Annotated in this window: 14 protein-coding genes and 5 tRNA genes; 11 read left to right on the forward strand and 8 right to left on the reverse strand. The window is 69.9% G+C overall.

Features of this window, described 5'->3' with window-relative positions:
• Both ACZ6SQ_RS20765 and ACZ6SQ_RS20770 read left to right on the forward strand, forming a co-directional pair.
• Positions 1 to 648, forward strand: a 648-nt coding sequence (locus ACZ6SQ_RS20765) for an acyl-CoA carboxylase subunit beta (protein WP_469564073.1), incomplete at its 5' end; no start/stop codon positions are given.
• A gap of 57 nt (positions 649 to 705) precedes the next feature.
• On the forward strand, positions 706 to 897 hold the full coding sequence (locus tag ACZ6SQ_RS20770; RefSeq protein WP_386378102.1) for an acyl-CoA carboxylase subunit epsilon: 192 nt from the start codon (positions 706 to 708) through the stop codon (positions 895 to 897).
• A 268-nt stretch (positions 898 to 1165) separates the two neighbouring features.
• Here the strand turns inward: ACZ6SQ_RS20770 and ACZ6SQ_RS20775 are convergent, their stop codons facing one another.
• From ACZ6SQ_RS20775 to ACZ6SQ_RS20810, 8 genes are all read right to left on the reverse strand, one after another.
• On the reverse strand, positions 1166 to 1747 hold the full coding sequence (locus ACZ6SQ_RS20775; RefSeq protein WP_386378101.1) for a GTP-binding protein: 582 nt from the start codon (positions 1745 to 1747) through the stop codon (positions 1166 to 1168).
• On the reverse strand, positions 1728 to 2294 hold the full coding sequence (locus ACZ6SQ_RS20780; RefSeq protein ID WP_386378100.1) for a DUF742 domain-containing protein: 567 nt from the start codon (positions 2292 to 2294) through the stop codon (positions 1728 to 1730). Before ACZ6SQ_RS20780 ends, ACZ6SQ_RS20775 begins: the two co-directional genes overlap by 20 nt.
• Positions 2295 to 2388: 94 nt before the next feature.
• A complete protein-coding gene (locus ACZ6SQ_RS20785; RefSeq protein WP_004983065.1) occupies positions 2389 to 2802 on the reverse strand; it encodes a roadblock/LC7 domain-containing protein in 414 nt (137 codons plus the stop codon).
• Between the two features lie 10 nt (positions 2803 to 2812).
• Positions 2813 to 6085: a sensor histidine kinase gene (locus ACZ6SQ_RS20790; RefSeq protein WP_469564076.1), complete on the reverse strand. Its 3273-nt coding sequence runs from the start codon at positions 6083 to 6085 to the stop codon at positions 2813 to 2815.
• A 375-nt stretch (positions 6086 to 6460) separates the two neighbouring features.
• Positions 6461 to 7051, reverse strand: a complete 591-nt coding sequence (locus ACZ6SQ_RS20795; RefSeq protein ID WP_386378097.1) for a GTP-binding protein — start codon at positions 7049 to 7051, stop codon at positions 6461 to 6463.
• On the reverse strand, positions 7032 to 7430 hold the full coding sequence (locus ACZ6SQ_RS20800) for a DUF742 domain-containing protein (RefSeq protein ID WP_356692418.1): 399 nt from the start codon (positions 7428 to 7430) through the stop codon (positions 7032 to 7034). Before ACZ6SQ_RS20800 ends, ACZ6SQ_RS20795 begins: the two co-directional genes overlap by 20 nt.
• A 114-nt stretch (positions 7431 to 7544) precedes the next feature.
• Positions 7545 to 7958, reverse strand: a complete 414-nt coding sequence (locus ACZ6SQ_RS20805) for a roadblock/LC7 domain-containing protein (RefSeq protein ID WP_003993189.1) — start codon at positions 7956 to 7958, stop codon at positions 7545 to 7547.
• A gap of 9 nt (positions 7959 to 7967) precedes the next feature.
• Complete coding sequence (locus tag ACZ6SQ_RS20810) at positions 7968 to 11567, reverse strand: sensor histidine kinase (RefSeq protein WP_469564080.1); 3600 nt, start codon at positions 11565 to 11567, stop codon at positions 7968 to 7970.
• Between the two features lie 559 nt (positions 11568 to 12126).
• Here ACZ6SQ_RS20810 and ACZ6SQ_RS20815 point away from each other — a divergent pair.
• From ACZ6SQ_RS20815 to ACZ6SQ_RS20855, 9 genes are all read left to right on the forward strand, one after another.
• Complete coding sequence (locus ACZ6SQ_RS20815) at positions 12127 to 12303, forward strand: hypothetical protein (RefSeq protein WP_386378094.1); 177 nt, start codon at positions 12127 to 12129, stop codon at positions 12301 to 12303.
• Between the two features lie 164 nt (positions 12304 to 12467).
• The gene (locus ACZ6SQ_RS20820; RefSeq protein WP_386378093.1) at positions 12468 to 13244 is read left to right on the forward strand and encodes a fumarylacetoacetate hydrolase family protein; all 777 of its coding nucleotides are present in this window, start codon (positions 12468 to 12470) and stop codon (positions 13242 to 13244) included.
• A complete protein-coding gene (gene gltX / locus ACZ6SQ_RS20825) occupies positions 13237 to 14721 on the forward strand; it encodes a glutamate--tRNA ligase (protein ID WP_469564082.1) in 1485 nt (494 codons plus the stop codon). Before ACZ6SQ_RS20820 ends, gltX begins: the two co-directional genes overlap by 8 nt.
• A 170-nt stretch (positions 14722 to 14891) precedes the next feature.
• Complete coding sequence (locus tag ACZ6SQ_RS20830; protein WP_469564084.1) at positions 14892 to 15623, forward strand: HAD family hydrolase; 732 nt, start codon at positions 14892 to 14894, stop codon at positions 15621 to 15623.
• Positions 15624 to 15713: 90 nt separating this feature from the next.
• Positions 15714 to 15785: transfer RNA gene (locus tag ACZ6SQ_RS20835), tRNA-Gln, on the forward strand.
• A 21-nt stretch (positions 15786 to 15806) separates the two neighbouring features.
• Positions 15807 to 15879, forward strand: a tRNA-Glu gene (locus tag ACZ6SQ_RS20840).
• Between the two features lie 62 nt (positions 15880 to 15941).
• A tRNA-Glu gene (locus ACZ6SQ_RS20845) sits at positions 15942 to 16014 on the forward strand.
• Positions 16015 to 16034: 20 nt separating this feature from the next.
• Positions 16035 to 16106 (forward strand) — tRNA-Gln (locus ACZ6SQ_RS20850).
• Positions 16107 to 16134: 28 nt separating this feature from the next.
• A tRNA-Glu gene (locus ACZ6SQ_RS20855) sits at positions 16135 to 16207 on the forward strand.
• The last annotated feature ends 265 nt before the right edge of the window (positions 16208 to 16472 follow it).

The following is a 16472-nucleotide window of genomic DNA, read 5'->3' on the forward strand; positions in this document are numbered from 1 at the left end:
CACGAGCGCTGGGCGCGCAACATCATCTGCGCCATGGGGCGGCTGGACGGCCAGGTCGTCGGCATCGTCGCCAACCAGCCGCAGAGCCTCGCCGGTGTGCTGGACATCGAGGCCTCCGAGAAGGCGGCCCGTTTCGTGCAGATGTGCGACGCCTTCAACATCCCGATCATCACCCTGTTGGACGTACCCGGCTTCCTACCTGGTGTAGACCAGGAGCACGGTGGAATCATCCGGCACGGCGCCAAGCTCCTCTACGCCTACTGCAACGCCACCGTGCCGCGGATCTCACTGATCCTCAGGAAGGCGTACGGAGGTGCCTACATCGTCATGGACAGCCAGTCCATCGGTGCGGACCTCACCTACGCCTGGCCCACCAACGAGATCGCGGTGATGGGCGCGGAGGGTGCCGCCAACGTCATCTTCCGTCGTCAGATCGCCGACGCCGAGGACCCCGAGGCCATGCGGGCCCGCATGGTCAAGGAGTACAAGGCGGAGCTGATGCACCCGTACTACGCCGCCGAGCGCGGCCTGGTCGACGACGTCATCGACCCCGCCGAGACCCGCGAGGTACTGATCAAGTCCCTGGCGATGCTCCAGAGCAAGCACGCCGACCTGCCGTCGCGCAAGCACGGCAACCCCCCGCAGTAACCCAGCGGATCATCCGCGGTACCCCCGCGGAAACCTCTCTCACGGAGACTGTGACCTATGAACTCCCCTGACATCCGCGTCGAGAAGGGCCACGCCGAGCCCGAGGAAGTCGCCGCACTCACGGCCATCCTCCTGGCCCGCGCGGCCGCCCAGCCTGCCGGCGACCAGGCTCACCCGGGCCGCCCCCGGGCCGGCTGGCGCCGCCTGGAGCGCGAATCCGGCTTCCGCGCCCCCCACAGCTGGCGCTGAGCCCCCCCCGCACAGAACAGCAGGGCCCCTCTCCGCACGGAGAGGGGCCCTGCTGCACAACCGCCCTGAAAGGGAAACGCCCCAAGGGGCGCGGGGCTGTATCGATATGCGGCTCCGCCGCGCGGGCGCGACAAGCCACGACGGACCCGCACCCGAAACAGACGCGAACGGCCACCGACCCGCCGAGGACGGTCGAGAACCGTCGAGGGCAGGTCGGTGGCCGCACCGTATGTCTGCTGACGCAGTCGAGGGCAAGCCGCGGCGGAGCCTACCGCAGGCGTGCCATGAGGGCGTGTTCGACCAGCGTGATCAGCGCGGACTTGGCGTCTGCGCGGTGCCGGGCGTCGGTGGTGATGATGGGGGTGTCCGGGCCGATCTGGAGGGCTTCGCGGACTTCTTCGGGGTTGTAGGGCTGGTGTCCGTCGAAGCCGTTGAGGGCGACGACGAAGGGCAGTCCGCTGTTCTCGAAGTAGTCGACGGCGGGGAAGCAGTCGGCGAGGCGTCGGGTGTCGACGAGGACGACGGCGCCGATGGCGCCGCGTACGAGGTCGTCCCACATGAACCAGAAGCGGTCCTGTCCGGGGGTACCGAAGAGGTACAGGATCAGGTCCTGGTCCAGGGTGATGCGGCCGAAGTCCATGGCGACCGTGGTGGTCGTCTTGTCCCCGGTGTGGGTGAGGTCGTCGATGCCCGCGGACGCGGACGTCATGACGGCCTCGGTGCGCAGCGGGTTGATCTCCGAGACGGCGCCGACGAACGTGGTCTTGCCCACGCCGAAGCCGCCCGCCACCACGATCTTCGCGGAGGTGGTGGAGCGGGAAGGACCGCCGCTAGAGCTTGCGAAGTCCACTGAGCACCCTTTCGAGCAGTGTCACGTCTGGCTGGCCACCGGCGTTCTCGGCGCCGCCGGGCTGATGAATGGCGACCAGGCCCGCCTCCGCCAAGTCGGCGACAAGGATCCTGGCGACGCCGAGGGGGATCGTCAGCAGGGCCGAGATTTCGGCCACGGACTTGATCTCCCGGCAGAGGTTGCAGATCCGCTGATGCTCGGGCAACTGGCCCTGCATCTGGTGCGGCTGCGCGGTGGTGTGCACCAGCGCCTCGATGGCGAGCTGGTACCGGGGCCTGGTGCGGCCGCCCGTCATGGCGTACGGACGCACCAGGGGGTTGTTCGACGCCCCGGCGGGCGCCGGCTCGGGGGCACGTCGTGGCTGCGCCGGCTGGATGCGCGGGGCCTGGGGCTGGTCGTACGGCGAAGGACCGGGGCCCTGCGGAGCGTACGGCTGCCGGTGGCCCGGCGCGGAGGGGAAGTTGTACCGGTTCTGGGAACCGTCGTTCTGACCCTGGGCCGGGTCGTACGACCAGTTACCCGATGAACCGCTTGGGGGTGTTGCCACTTTCTCCTCCTCCGACTGCGCCGGGCACCCATCCATGTGGAGCCGCGTCCCGAAACCTTACGGTCTCGGGAGGCGAAAACGCACCGTCCGTCTGTTAGTTGAGAAGGCTTCCCTGGAGTTCCGCACGCAGATCCGGTGTGAGAACCGTGCCCGCGCGATCCACCAGGAGCGCCATCTCGTACCCAATGAGACCGATGTCCGCCTCCGGGTGTGCGAGAACCGCGAGCGACGAACCGTCGGAGATGGACATGATGAACAGGAATCCCCGCTCCATCTCCACAACCGTCTGGTTCACGCTGCCGCCCTCGAAGATGCGCGAGGCACCGGCGGTCAGCGAGGTCAGACCGGAGGCGACGGCCGCGAGCTGATCGGCCCGGTCGCGGGGAAACCCTTCGGACATCGCCAGAAGGAGTCCGTCGGCGGAGACCACCACGGTGTGGGACACCCCGGGGGTGTTGTCCACGAAGTTGGTGATCAACCAGTTCAGGTTCTGCGCCGCCTGGCTCATCGGGCTCACACTAACGCTCCTGGTTGTAGGTGCTGTCAGGACCGAAGCCCTGGCCGTTCGTTTCACTGCCTGCGCTGCGTCCCCGCTGGACGCCCCGGCGCAGGTTGCTCAACCTGCCCCGTACGTCCTCGGGGGCGCGGGAGACCTGTGGGCCGCCCTGCGGGGTCGATTCCGCGGTGCCTTCGACCAGGTTGGCCTTGGGCACCCGCTTCGGCAGACCGGAAGCGGTGACCCCGCCCGCCTTGGGCTTCCTGAGCTGCGAGGCCTGCTGCCAGCGCTCGTCGTTCGCCGAGCGCCAGCCGTTGTCGGGCTCCGGCGTGGACGCCGGTGCCTCACGGCCGGCGGGCCGTGCGCCGTTCGCGCCACCGGAGGCGGCACCGCGACGCGGAAGCCCGGCATCGGTCCCACCGGGGGTGGCACCGCGGCGCGGAAGACCGGAGTCGGTCCCGCCCGGGGTGGAGCCCCGGCGCGGAAGACCGGAGTCGGTCATCGTGCGCCCGGCGGAGGAAGCCGCATCCGGACGGTCGAAACCTACACGGTCACGCTCACCCGCGTCAGCGGCCTGCGGGGATTCCGCTTGTGGAGCGTACTGGTCCGGGTAGCCGTTCTGGTAACCGCTCTGCTGCTGCCAGTCTGCCTGGTAGGACGGCTCCTCGTAACCGGAGAAGCCGTCCGGGGAGCCGGCGGGCACGGTCGCGGGCTCCGCCTGAGCGGCTTCCGCATAACCGGGCTCGGGGTAGCCGCCGGGGGACGAGAAACCGTCGTCCTGCGACAGGCCGCCATTGGGCGCGTAGTACTGCTCGTCGTACGCACCCTGCTGGGGGTCGTCGTACGCCGTCTGCTGGGCGTACGCCTCCGACTCCTCACGGTAGCCGCCCTGGCCGTGGGCGTAGGGCTGGCCGGTGAACTCGTCGTATCCGTCGGCGCCGTCCTCGCCGGGCTGCCCGTGGGTACGGGCCTCCAGTTCGGCGCGACGCTCCTCACGCATCAGCGAACGGCCGACCGGGTCCAGGTCACGGATGTCGTCCGGGACCTCGTAGCGGCTGTCGTCGAAGCCGAGCTCGGCGGCGGTGCGCATGGGCTGCTGCTGCTGGCTGAAGCTCTCACCGCGGAACTGCTGCTCCGGGATGATCTGCGAGACGGTGAACTGGTCGCCCGCCATCGCGGACTCGCCACCGCCACCGTGCGTGATCGCGTCCGGCAGCATGACCAGCGAGGTGGTGCCGGCCTGCTCGCCCGAGGGGCGCAGCTGGACGCGGATACCGTGCCGGTCGGACAGCCGGCCGACCACGAACAGACCCATGCGCTGGGAGATCGCGGCGTCCACGGTCGGCGGGTTGGCCAGCTTGTGGTTGATGTCCGCGAAGTCCTCGGCGGTGAGGCCGATGCCCTTGTCGTGGATCTCGATCATGACGCGGCCGTCGGGGAGACGGGTCGCGGTGACGCGGACCTTGGTCTGCGGCGAGGAGAACGTGGTGGCGTTCTCCAGCAGCTCGGCCAGCAGGTGCACGAGGTCGGTGACCGCGCGGCCGTGGATCTCGGCCTCCGGGACGCCGGACAGCTCGATGCGCTCGTACTGCTCCACCTCGGAGGAGGCGGCGCGCAGCACGTCCACCAGCGGGACCGGCTGGTCCCAGCGGCGGCCGGGCTCCTCACCGGCGAGGACCAGGAGGTTCTCGCCGTTGCGGCGCATACGGGTGGCCAGGTGGTCCAGGCGGAAGAGGTTCTCCAGCTGGTCCGGGTCGGCCTCGTTGTTCTCCAGGTCGGTGATCAGGGTCAGCTGGCCCTCGATCAGCGACTGGTTGCGGCGCGACAGGTTGGTGAAGATCGCGTTGATGTTGCCCCGCAGCAGGGCCTGCTCGGCGGCGAGCCGGACGGCCTCACGGTGGACCTGGTCGAAGGCACGGGCGACCTCGCCGATCTCGTCCGTGGACGTGATCGGGATCGGTGCGACCCGGGTGTCGACCCGGCCGGGGTCGGTGCGCGAGAGCTGGTCGACCAGCATCGGCAGACGCTGCTCGGCGATGCCGAAGGCGGCGTTGCGCAGCTGGCGCATCGAGCGGGACATCTGGCGGGCGACCATGCCGGCCAGGATGAACGCGGCGAGCAGCGCGACCACGGTGATGCCACCGGTGATGAACGCGTCCTGCTTGGCGTCGTCGGCGATCACCTGGGCGGCGTCCACCGCCTTGTCCACGAGCTCGGTCTCGACCGTGTTGTAGCCCTGGTACTTCGCCGTGGCGGCGCCCATCCAGGACTTGACGGTCACGCCCTTCTCGGCGAGCTGCTCAGGGGTGAACAGACCCGAGGCGATGCCCTCGACCATGCGGTCGGAGGCGGGCATGGCGGAGTAGGCGCCGCCCTGCGTGGAGGAGTTCTGGCCGGCGTCGACCGCCGTGCCCTTGTCGCCCACGGCCTTGCGCTGCCCGGCCATGACCTCGTCGAGGCGCTCGACGTCGGACTCCGTGGCACCGGAGACGAACTCGTTGACCGCGATGCCCTCGAGGTAGCGGTAGGAGACCAGGGAGACCCGCTGCTGCTGGGCCACGCTGTCCTTCTCGCCCGGTCGCACCAGCAGGTGCGTACCGATCGCGCGCTGGAGGGAGGCTGCCGCCTTGGCCAGCGAGACGGCGTACACGGTACGGCCGTAGCTGGTCACGTTGCCGGAGCCCAGGCTCAGCTCGTTGGCGAACTCCATCAGACCGTGCTGGACGGCGACGTAGCCCTCCTCGGTCTTCACCGGGTCCATGGCCGTGGTGTAGGCGGCCTTGCGCAGCGCGTCGAGCTTGCTCTCGTTGGAGCGGAACAGCTCCATACGGCGCTGGAGGGACGCCGAGTCCGGCATGTCCTGCGCGGCCTCGTCGAACGTGCCCTTGGCCGCGTCGGTGGCCGCTCGCAGCTGCTCGACCTCGTCCGTGGTGCCCTGGCCGCCCAGCAGGTCGGGGGCGCTCAGGTCACGCTCGTCGAGCAGGGCCTGGCTGTACTCGTCGGCGGCGCGCACCAGGAGGGCGATCTTCTCGGCGTCCTCGGCGGACTGCCAGGTGTCGATCGAGCTCTTCACCTGGAAGCCGCCCATGACGAGGCCGACCAGCACGGGTATGAGCAGGATCGCGTTCAGCCGGGTCGGCACCCGCCAGTTCCGCGGGGAAAGCCGTCCGCCACCGCTCTCGGCGGGGGCCGCGACGGGCTCCGAACCGGGCACGGGGACGGGCGCCACTCCGCGCGGGGGCGGGGTGAAGTTGCCCCGGGCGGGCGGCTCGGGACCGTTCTTGCTTCGCCTCACTCGACCAACAACCTTCCGGCGGTCGGCACCAACCTTGTGCCGCAGTGTCTCAGAGCCCTGATCTCCGTCGTCTGTGAAGTACGACTTTGACTATTGGGCAGTTCAGGCATTCCAGCACGTCAACCAGTGCTGGGCCAAACATGGGAACAGGGTGGATCCCGATCTTGTAAGCCCTAGATAAAACGGTCAAAAAGAGCGAGCCCCGCCAAAAGGCGGGGCTTTCGTGCGCACAGCGAGACGGCCCGACCGCGACGCGTGTCGGTACCACCCGATTCCTCTGCCGAAACGTTATGAACACCGGAGCCGGCCGTGTCAAAGGCCACAGCCGGCTCCGGAACGTCTACGGCAACTGCCGTACGGCACTTCAGAATTGATCTACCTCAGGCGTGCCATGAGGGCGTGTTCGACCAGCGTGATCAGCGCGGACTTGGCGTCTGCGCGGTGCCGGGCGTCGGTGGTGATGATGGGGGTGTCCGGGCCGATCTGGAGGGCTTCGCGGACTTCTTCGGGGTTGTAGGGCTGGTGTCCGTCGAAGCCGTTGAGGGCGACGACGAAGGGCAGTCCGCTGTTCTCGAAGTAGTCGACGGCGGGGAAGCAGTCGGCGAGGCGTCGGGTGTCGACGAGGACGACGGCGCCGATGGCGCCGCGTACGAGGTCGTCCCACATGAACCAGAAGCGGTCCTGTCCGGGGGTACCGAAGAGGTACAGGATCAGGTCCTGGTCCAGGGTGATGCGGCCGAAGTCCATGGCGACCGTGGTGGTCGTCTTGTCCCCGGTGTGGGTGAGGTCGTCGATGCCCGCGGACGCGGACGTCATGACGGCCTCGGTGCGCAGCGGGTTGATCTCCGAGACGGCGCCGACGAACGTGGTCTTGCCCACGCCGAAGCCGCCCGCCACCACGATCTTCGCGGAGGTGGTGGACCGTCCGGTGGAGACCGGCCCGGCGCTAGAGCTTGCGAAGTCCACTGAGCACCCTTTCGAGCAGTGTCACGTCAGGCGCGCCGGTGGCTTCGTCGCCGCCCGGCTGGTGAATGGCCACGAGGCCGGCCTCGGCGAGGTCGGCCACGAGGATCCGCGCCACGCCGAGCGGCATGGACAGCAGGGCGGAGACCTCCGCGACCGACTTCACCTCACGGCACAGATGGCAGATGCGCTGGTGCTCCGGCAGGAGCCCCATGAGCGCAGCCGGGTCGGCCGTGGTGCTGATCAGCGCCTCGATGGCGAGCTGGTAGCGCGGCCGGGTCCGGCCGCCGGTCATGGCGTACGGCCGGACCAGCGGCTGGTCGCCCTCGTCCCCGTACGGATCATCTGCGTACGGATCATGAGAGGCGGTGGGCGGGGTCATGAATCCTCCGGGCGGGACAACAAGTCTCGGTCGGTCGTGCCGTCTGAGCAGGGCCGGTGGGGGGATTGTGTCGGCCGAACGGTGATTTGGTGAGGCGGGTGGATCCGGGGTGGGTCAGTGGAGCAGACTTCCCTGGAGTTCGGCGCGCAGATCGGGCGTGAGCACCGCACCCGCGCGATCGACGAGGAGCGCCATCTCGTAGCCGACCAGGCCGATGTCGCACTCGGGGTGCGCGAGCACGGCGAGCGACGAGCCGTCCGAGACGGACATGAGGAAGAGGAACCCTCGTTCCATCTCGACCACGGTCTGTGCCACGCTGCCGCCCTCGAAGATCCGGGAGGCCCCGGCCGTCAGCGAGGTGAGGCCGGACGCGACGGCGGCCAACTGGTCGGCGCGATCGCGGGGGAACCCCTCCGACATGGCCAGGAGGAGGCCGTCGGCGGACACCACGACCGTGTGGGACACACCAGGGGTGTTGTCCACGAAGTTGGTGATCAACCAGTTGAGGTTCTGTGCCGCCTGGCTCATCTGGCTCAACTAACGCTCCTGCTGGTGAGTGGGGCTGGGGAAGCTGCCGGTCTGGCCGTTGCCGGCCTGACGGCCCTGGGCGATGCCCCGACGGAGATTGGTCAGCCGTCCGCGCACGTCGTCAGGCGCACGCGAGATCTGCGGACCGGTGTGGTGCTCCTGCTGCTGAGCCGTACCCGGGACGAGGTTCGCCCGGGGCACCCGGCGCGGAAGGCCGGACGTGGTGATGCCGCCCGCGGCCGGCTGCCGGACGCGCTCGGCCTGCCGGACGAGGTCGTCGTTCGGCGAGCTGCGCCAGCTTTCGGCGGCGGGACGCTGAGGTGCCGGAGCTGCCTGCGGCTGCTGCGGCGGCGCGGCCGGAGCCGGACCCGCCTCCGCCTGGCGCTCCTGACGGAACCAGTTGGTCTCCAGCGTGTCGTACAGCGGCGTACGGCCGTCGCCCGCGGACGGGGCCGGCGGCAGCGCCTCCGGCTCCTGGCGGGCGGGCCGCTGCTGCGGGCGCGGCGGCGTGGCCGGGCGGCCGTAGTCGGCGCTGCCCTGCTGCTGCGGCCGCTCGAACTGACCCGTGGAGCCGTTGTCGTAGCCCTGGGCGGCCGGGAACTGGCCGGTGGAGCCGTTCTGGTAGCCCTGCGGGGCGGCGAACTGGCCCGTGCTGCTGTTGTTGTAGCCCTGCTGCTGGCCGTAGTCCTGGCGGGCGAACTGGCCGGTGTCCTGCGGGCGGCCGTAGTCGGCGGGAGCCGGGGGCAGGCCCTGGCGCTCGTCGGCCCGCGGGATCGCCGGCAACTGAGCGGTGGCGTCGACGCGGGGCAGCCGGCCCGTCGCGGCGGCATCGGGCTCCTCGTGGCCGCGCGGGGCGTCCATCGAGGCGCGCGAGACCTGCTGCGCGGACTCGTCGGTCCAGCCGGAGCGCTGCGGCTGCTGCGGACCGCCGGGCAGCTCGGCCCGGGCTCCGTCGCGCGGCGGCAGCTGGGCCCGGCGGCCACGGGGACCGCCGCCCTGCTCGGCGCCCGCGTTGCCGCGCTGCGGGGGAACCGGGCCGCGGTTGGCGCCGAAGGCGTCCTGGCCCTGGCCCGCGCCGGTGGACTGGTGGTTCTGCGGAGCGGCGGGCGCCTGGCCGAAGCCGGCCCCCGCTCCGGCCGGGGCGGGACGGCCCTGACGGCCGCCCTGCGACTGCTGCTGTCCGCCGGGACCCTGCGGGCCGGCGGACGTCTGCGGGGAGCGGGCGCCACCGGGAGCACCGGCGCCGCCCATGGGGCCGGACTGCGCACCCGGGCGGGCACCGTCACGGCCGGGCAGCGCGGCGCGCGGACCCTGGCCGCCGAGCAGACCGCCCGCGGCCGGGGCACCGGAACCGACGGCACCGCCGTTCTGGCGCCGGGCCGCGGCCGCACCGGCGGCGGCCTGAGCCGCGGCCGGACCGCCGACGGCACCCTGGCCGGGCTTCGGCTGAGGCTTCTTGCCGCCCTGGGCGACATCGACGGGCAGCATGACCAGCGCGGTCGTGCCACCGGAGTCGGACGGGCGCAGCTGGATGCGGATGCCGTGACGCTGCGACAGACGACCGACCACGAACAGACCCATGCGGCGGGAGACGGAGACGTCCACCGTCGGGGGAGAGGCCAGCCGCTCGTTGATCGCCGCGAGGTCCTCCGGGGAGAGACCGATACCGGTGTCGTGGATCTCGATCAGCACCCGGCCGTCGGGCAGGGCGTGACCGGTGACCTTGACCTTGGTCTGCGGGGAGGAGAACGAGGTCGCGTTCTCCAGCAGCTCGGCGAGCAGGTGCACGAGGTCGTTGACGACGCGGCCGGCGACCTGCGTGGTCGGCACCGAGGCGAGTTCGATGCGCTCGTACTGCTCCACCTCGGACGCGGCGGCGCGGAGGACGTCGACCAGCGGGACCGGGCGGGTCCAGCGTCGGCCGGGCTCCTCACCCGCGAGGACGAGGAGGTTCTCACCGTTACGGCGCATACGCGTGGCGAGGTGGTCCAGCTTGAACAGCGAGGCCAGCTGGTCCGGGTCCGCCTCGCGGGACTCCAGCTCGGAGATCAGCGACAGCTGGCGCTGGATAAGACCCTGGGAGCGGCGCGAGAGGTTGGTGAACATCGCGTTGACGTTGCCTCGCAGAAGGGCCTGCTCGGCGGCGAGGCGGACCGCCTCGCGGTGCACGTCGTCGAAGGCCGCGGCCACCTGGCCGATCTCGTCCCGGGAGTGCACACCGACCGACTCCACGGACGTGTCGACGTCCTGCGGGTCGGACTCGGACAGCTGCTTGACCAGCTCGGGCAGCCGGTCCTGGGCGACCTTGGTGGCGGTCTCCTGGAGGCGGCGCAGCGAGCGGATCATGGAGCGGGCGACGACGAACGCGCCGACGAGGGACACACCGAGCACGAGCAGGATGAGCGCACCGGAGATGATCGCCTCGCGCTCGGACTCGCTGCGCAGCTCACGGGCCTTCTGCTCCATGTCGTCGAGCAGCGTGGTCTCGATCTTGCGCATCTGCTGGATCTTGGTGGACGCGTCGTCCACCCAGTCCAGGTAGGAGCGGCGCTCCAGACCGGCGAGACCGTCGGACTGGTCGAAGGCACGGCCGGCGTAGATGTCGGCGTCCTTGATGGTCGCGTTGCCCTCTTCGATCGGCTTCAGCAGCTCGGCGGCGCTCTCGTCGCCGTAGATGCTGCGGAAGCTCGCGAGTTCGGACTCCTCGCTCTCCAGCGCCGACTGGGCGTAGAGGCGGTCGTTCTCGGAGAGGTCACCGCTGGTCTTGGTGTTGGCGGGGAGAGCGGCGGCCAGCACGGCCCGCTGGATCGACGCGTACTCCTTGGCGGAGGAGAAGGCCGCCAGGGCACGCGTCCGCTTGATCATCTCCGAGTTGCTGGTGGCCTCCGCCATGTCCTGGGAGAGGTCGAGCAGGTGGGTGATCAGGCGGTGGTAGGCCTCCACCGTCTGGGTGGAGTTGTCCTCGGTCTCGTACGCCTTGGCGCGGGTCTTGGCGACGTTGCCCAGCTCGCCGACGAGGCCGACGAGGGTGTCGCGCACGCCCTGGAGGTTGCCGTCCTTGGCGGCGGCGTCGATCTTCTCCGAGGCGTCGACGAAGTTGGTCATGGCCCGGTCCGTCTTGGTCCGGAAGCCCTTGATCGACAGGTCGTTGGCCGTGGAGTTGTGCGCCAGCGGGCCGGCCGACCGGTCGCGCTCCTCCTGGAGCGCGGCAGCCAGCTCGGTGGCCTGCTTGGTCATCTCCGTCAGCAGCCGCATGTTGTCGAGCTGCTGCATGTCTTCCATCGACTGGTTGATGCGCAGCGCGCCCAGCGTGGTCGCGGCGACCACGGGGAGTGCCAGCAGCGACACCAGTCGGGTGGAGATGCGCCAGTTGCGCATCGCTATTCGGGGGCCGGGACCGGTCGGGCCGGTCGGCGCCTTCGCGGTCGGAGCGGGCGCGGCCGTGGCCGCCGATGCGCCTGAACGCCCGCCGCGGTCGGCCGCGTCGGGCTGGGGCGAGCCCTGGTTCTGGGCGTGCTGGGGCGAGGAGCTGACGGCCTTGGGGCCCGTCCCGCCATGCGGCTCCGGCTCCGCCGAAGCGCTGCCATCCCTCTTGAAACGTCCCTGCACTAGCGTCGCAACCTCTGGACCAGGCGTTCTTCCGGGTGAACGGAAAAACGGTGTCGGCATCGTTGGGGTCGCCCTGAAATACGTCCCCGGATGGTCGTGAAAGACCGGCGCTGGCTTCCCCCTTCTGGCCGCCACTCGGCGCTTGTATGCGCCCTTGCGCGCCGGCTCGATCCCGCGGCGGTCCGTGGAATTCCAGCACAGTGCAGGATCTCCAACAAGGCCCGTTGGTCAGGCTGTGACCTCCGTGACACTATGTGAGTGACGTGTCACATGCCGTACGCCTACAGCGCCCAGATAACGGACATACCTGCACTATCTGTCGAGGTGGGCCCCGTGTCCCAGTCGCCATGATCAGGAGCGGAATGGCGGGTTCAGGGGGGATATGTCCGATTAGTCGGCATCAAACTCGGGCCTGAATTGACCGGTTTGAGTCTCGATTCGTGAGCAAACTCACACCGTGATCACGAGGTCTTCCCGCGTTGCGCAGGGAATCGGATGTTTAGCCTGGCGCTTTACAAGAGGCAACCATCTGACAAGCGACCCCCGTGGAGACGAGACCATGTTCCGCAACACCGCCAACCCGCGGCGCACGACGCTGGCCCACCTGAAGGACACCGGCGAACTGTTCACCCCGGAGCTGCCGGAGCACTCGGTCGATCTTCCCACCGCGACCGCCAACCCCCGGCGCACGGTCCTCATGGACCTGCCGGTCGCCGTCGGCGCCACCGCAGAGTAGTACGCACGCGGCCCACAGATCGTTCGAGGGCGCCGCGGACCCGCCCGGTCCGCGGCGCCCTCGTGTATGACGCGGCGCCCTCGTGTATTACGCACGGCCGTCGCCGCCTGCCGCGTTAGCCTGGAGCGTCAGATCCAGCTCGAGTCATAGGGGCCAAGCAACCCGTGCGCATCGCCAGGTTCTCCATCGACGGGAACGTCGCCTTCGGCGCGGTCGAGGGCGAGAAGCAGGACGAGCTCGTCCTCGACATCATCAAGGGCATCCCGTTCGCGGACTTCGAGCTCTCCGGCACGAAGGTGCCGCTGAGCAAGGTCCGGCTGCTGCCGCCGGTGCTCCCCAACAAGGTCGTGGCCTTCGGCCGCAACTACGCGGAGCACGCGCGTGAACTGGGCAACGAGGTGCCGGACGCCCCGTTCGCCTTCTTCAAGCCCGCCACCTCCGTGATCGGCCCCGGTGACGCCATCCAGTACCCGTCCTTCTCCGAGGACCTCCAGCACGAGGCCGAGCTCGCCGTCGTCATCGGCCGCATGTGCCGCGAGGTCCCGCGCGAGCGCGTCAAGGACGTGATCTTCGGCTACACCTGCGCCAACGACGTCACCGCCCGTGACGTGCAGAAGCGCGAGAAGCAGTGGGCGCGGGCCAAGGGCTTCGACACCGCCTGCCCGCTCGGCCCCTGGGTGGAGACCGACCTCGACCCGGCCGACCTCACCATCCAGCTCACGGTCGACGGCCAGCAGCGCCAGCTCGGCCGCACCAGCGAGATGATCCACTCGGTCGAGGACCTGATCGTCAACATCACCGAGGCCATGACGCTGCTGCCCGGCGACGTCATCCTCACGGGCACCCCTGCAGGGGTCGGCCCCCTGGCTGTCGGCGACGAGGTCGCCGTCACCATCGAAGGCATCGGCACTCTCACCAACAAGGTTGTCAAGCGTGGCTAGCGCATCCGGCTCCCCCGTACGCGTCCGTTTCTGCCCCTCGCCCACCGGTAACCCCCATGTGGGCCTGGTCCGCACCGCCCTGTTCAACTGGGCGTTCGCGCGCCACCACCAGGGCACTCTGGTCTTCCGCATCGAGGACACCGACGCGGCCCGTGACTCCGAGGAGTCCTACAACCAGCTGCTCGACGCGATGCGCTGGCTGGGCTTCGACTGGGACGAGGGCCCCGAGGTCGGCGGCCCGCACGCGCCCTACCGCCAGTCGCAGCGCATGGACATCTACCAGGACGTCGCCCAGAAGCTCCTGGACGCCGGCCACGCCTACCGCTGCTACTGCTCCCAGGCCGAGCTGGACGAGCGCCGCGAGGCCGCCCGCGCCGCCGGCAAGCCCTCCGGCTACGACGGCCACTGCCGCGAGCTGAGCGCCGAGCAGGTCGCGCGGTACGAGGCCGAGGGCCGCGCGCCGATCGTCCGCTTCCGGATGCCCGACGAGATCATCACCTTCGACGACCTGGTCCGCGGCGAGCTCACCTTCACCCCGGAGAACGTCCCGGACTACGGCATCGTCCGCGCGAACGGCGCCCCGCTGTACACGCTGGTCAACCCGGTCGACGACGCCCTGATGGAGATCACCCACGTCCTGCGCGGCGAGGACCTGCTCTCCTCCACCCCGCGCCAGATCGCCCTGTACAAGGCGCTGACCGAGCTGGGCGTCGCCAAGACCGTCCCGGCCTTCGGCCACCTGCCGTACGTGATGGGCGAGGGCAACAAGAAGCTCTCCAAGCGCGACCCGCAGGCCTCGCTGAACCTCTACCGCGAGCAGGGCTTCCTGCCCGAGGGCCTGCTCAACTACCTCTCCCTGCTCGGCTGGTCGCTCTCGGCCGACCAGGACATCTTCTCGATCGAGGAGATGGTCGCGGCCTTCGACATCAAGGACGTGAACCCCAACCCGGCCCGCTTCGACCTCAAGAAGTGCGAGTCGATCAACGGCGACCACATCCGCATGCTCGATGTGAAGGACTTCACCGAGCGCTGCGCGCCCTGGCTGACGGCCCCCTCCGCCCCCTGGGCCCCGGAGGACTTCGACGAGTCCAAGTGGCAGGCGATCGCCCCGCACGCGCAGACCCGTCTGAAGGTCCTGTCGGAGATCACCGACAACGTCGACTTCCTGTTCCTCGCCGAGCCGGTCTTCGACGAGGCGAGCTGGACGAAGGCGATGAAGGAGGGCAGCGACGCCCTGCTGCGCACGGCCCGCGAGAAGCTGGAGTCCGCCGACTGGACCTCGGCGGAGTCCCTCAAGGAGGCCGTCCTGGCCGCCGGCGAGGCCCACGGCCTCAAGCTCGGCAAGGCCCAGGCCCCGGTCCGCGTCGCCGTGACCGGCCGCACCGTCGGCCTGCCGCTCTTCGAGTCCCTCGAGGTGCTGGGCAAGGAGACGACGCTGGCCCGCGTCGACGCGGCGCTGGCGAAGCTGGCCGCGTAGTCGGACGCTGCGAAGGGGCGGTACCGGGATCCCGGTACCGCCCCTTCGTGCACACCGGATCGCCGGGCACCGGCCCCCGGGGCCAGGCAGCCGCTCGGGCCGTGGATCTCCGGCCGGGCCGCTTCGCCGTATCCGCCCCGGGAACGGGCCCGTGGCGTTACGGTCGGAGCATGAGCATCCGTGCCGTGGTCTGGGACGTGGACGACACGCTGTTCGACTACTCGACCGCGGACCGTGAGGGCATGCGGGCGCATCTGGCCGCCGAGGGGCTGCTGGAGGACTTCGGGGGAGCGCGGGCGGCGCTGGTGCGCTGGCGCGAGGTCACCGACGCCCAGTGGGCACGCTTCTCGGCGGGCGGGACGACCTTCCAGGGGCAGCGCCGGGACCGGGTGCGGGTCTTCCTCGGCCGGGAGATGACGGACGCCGAGGCGGACGACTGGTTCGAGCGTTATGTGGCTCACTACGAGACGGCCTGGGCACTGTTCCCGGACGTGGTGCCGGCCCTCGACGTCCTGGCCGGCCGCTACCGGCACGGGGTGCTCTCCAACTCCAGCCTGACCGTGCAGGACCGCAAGCTGCGGATGCTCGGGGTGCACGACCGCTTCGAGACCATCCTGTGCGCCGCCGAGCTGGGCGTCTCCAAGCCGGAGGCGGCCGCGTTCTACGCGGTCTGCGAGGCCATGTCGCTGCCCGCGCACCAGGTCGCCTACGTCGGTGACCATCCGGACATCGACGGACGCGGGGCCGCCGAGGCGGGGCTGCTGTCGGTGTGGATCGACCGTGACGGAGCCTGTGCCGTCGGCGACGCGCCCCCCGGCGGTCACCGGATCAGGAGCCTCGCCGAACTCCCGGACGTCCTCGGCTCGGATACCCGTTTTGGAGCCCCGGACACCTTCGGGTAATGTTCTTCCTGCGCCGAGGGACGCGGGCCGAAAGGCCGAAGCCCCGAGGAGCGAACTAGAACGAGAACCCCGCAAGGGCTTGAGTTCCAGTGGCCTATGGTGTAATTGGCAGCACGACTGATTCTGGTTCAGTTAGTCTTGGTTCGAGTCCAGGTAGGCCAGCTCGCAGAGCTTATCTGCAAAGCCCCCGTTGTGTAGCGGCCTAGCACGCTGCCCTCTCAAGGCAGTAGCGCCGGTTCGAATCCGGTCGGGGGTACAGATCCTTCCCGCGAGGACGGCTCGGGTAGCTCCCGCCGACCTCGATGCAGGATCGCTAGGGCCCCCGTTGTGTAGCGGCCTAGCACGCCGCCCTCTCAAGGCGGTAGCGCCGGTTCGAATCCGGTCGGGGGTACGGACTGGTCTAAACCACATTGGTCTATGGTGTAATTGGCAGCACGACTGATTCTGGTTCAGTTAGTCTTGGTTCGAGTCCAGGTAGACCAGCTCGGGCCTGCGGAAACGCAGTGCTCACGCCCCCGTTGTGTAGCGGCCTAGCACGCCGCCCTCTCAAGGCGGTAGCGCCGGTTCGAATCCGGTCGGGGGTACATCCAGGAAGGCCTTTCGCTTCGGCGGGGGGCCTTTCGTCGTTCGACGTGCCCGGCGCTCCGCATGGTCGGCTCGTGCGTCAACTCCGTGTGGGGTGTTGTGTGTTGGCGTCGTGGGGGGCTGGTCGCGCAGTTCCCCGCGCCCCTCTGGGCGGGGTGTTGCTCACGGTCTCGGGGGTGGGCTGTCCGTCCGGGTCCGGGTTTGCGCAGTTCCCCGCGCCCCTTGGGGGGTGGTGTTGCTCACGGTGTCTGGAGGGGGCTGTCT

Source organism: Streptomyces sp. NPDC048600, from assembly GCF_055587025.1.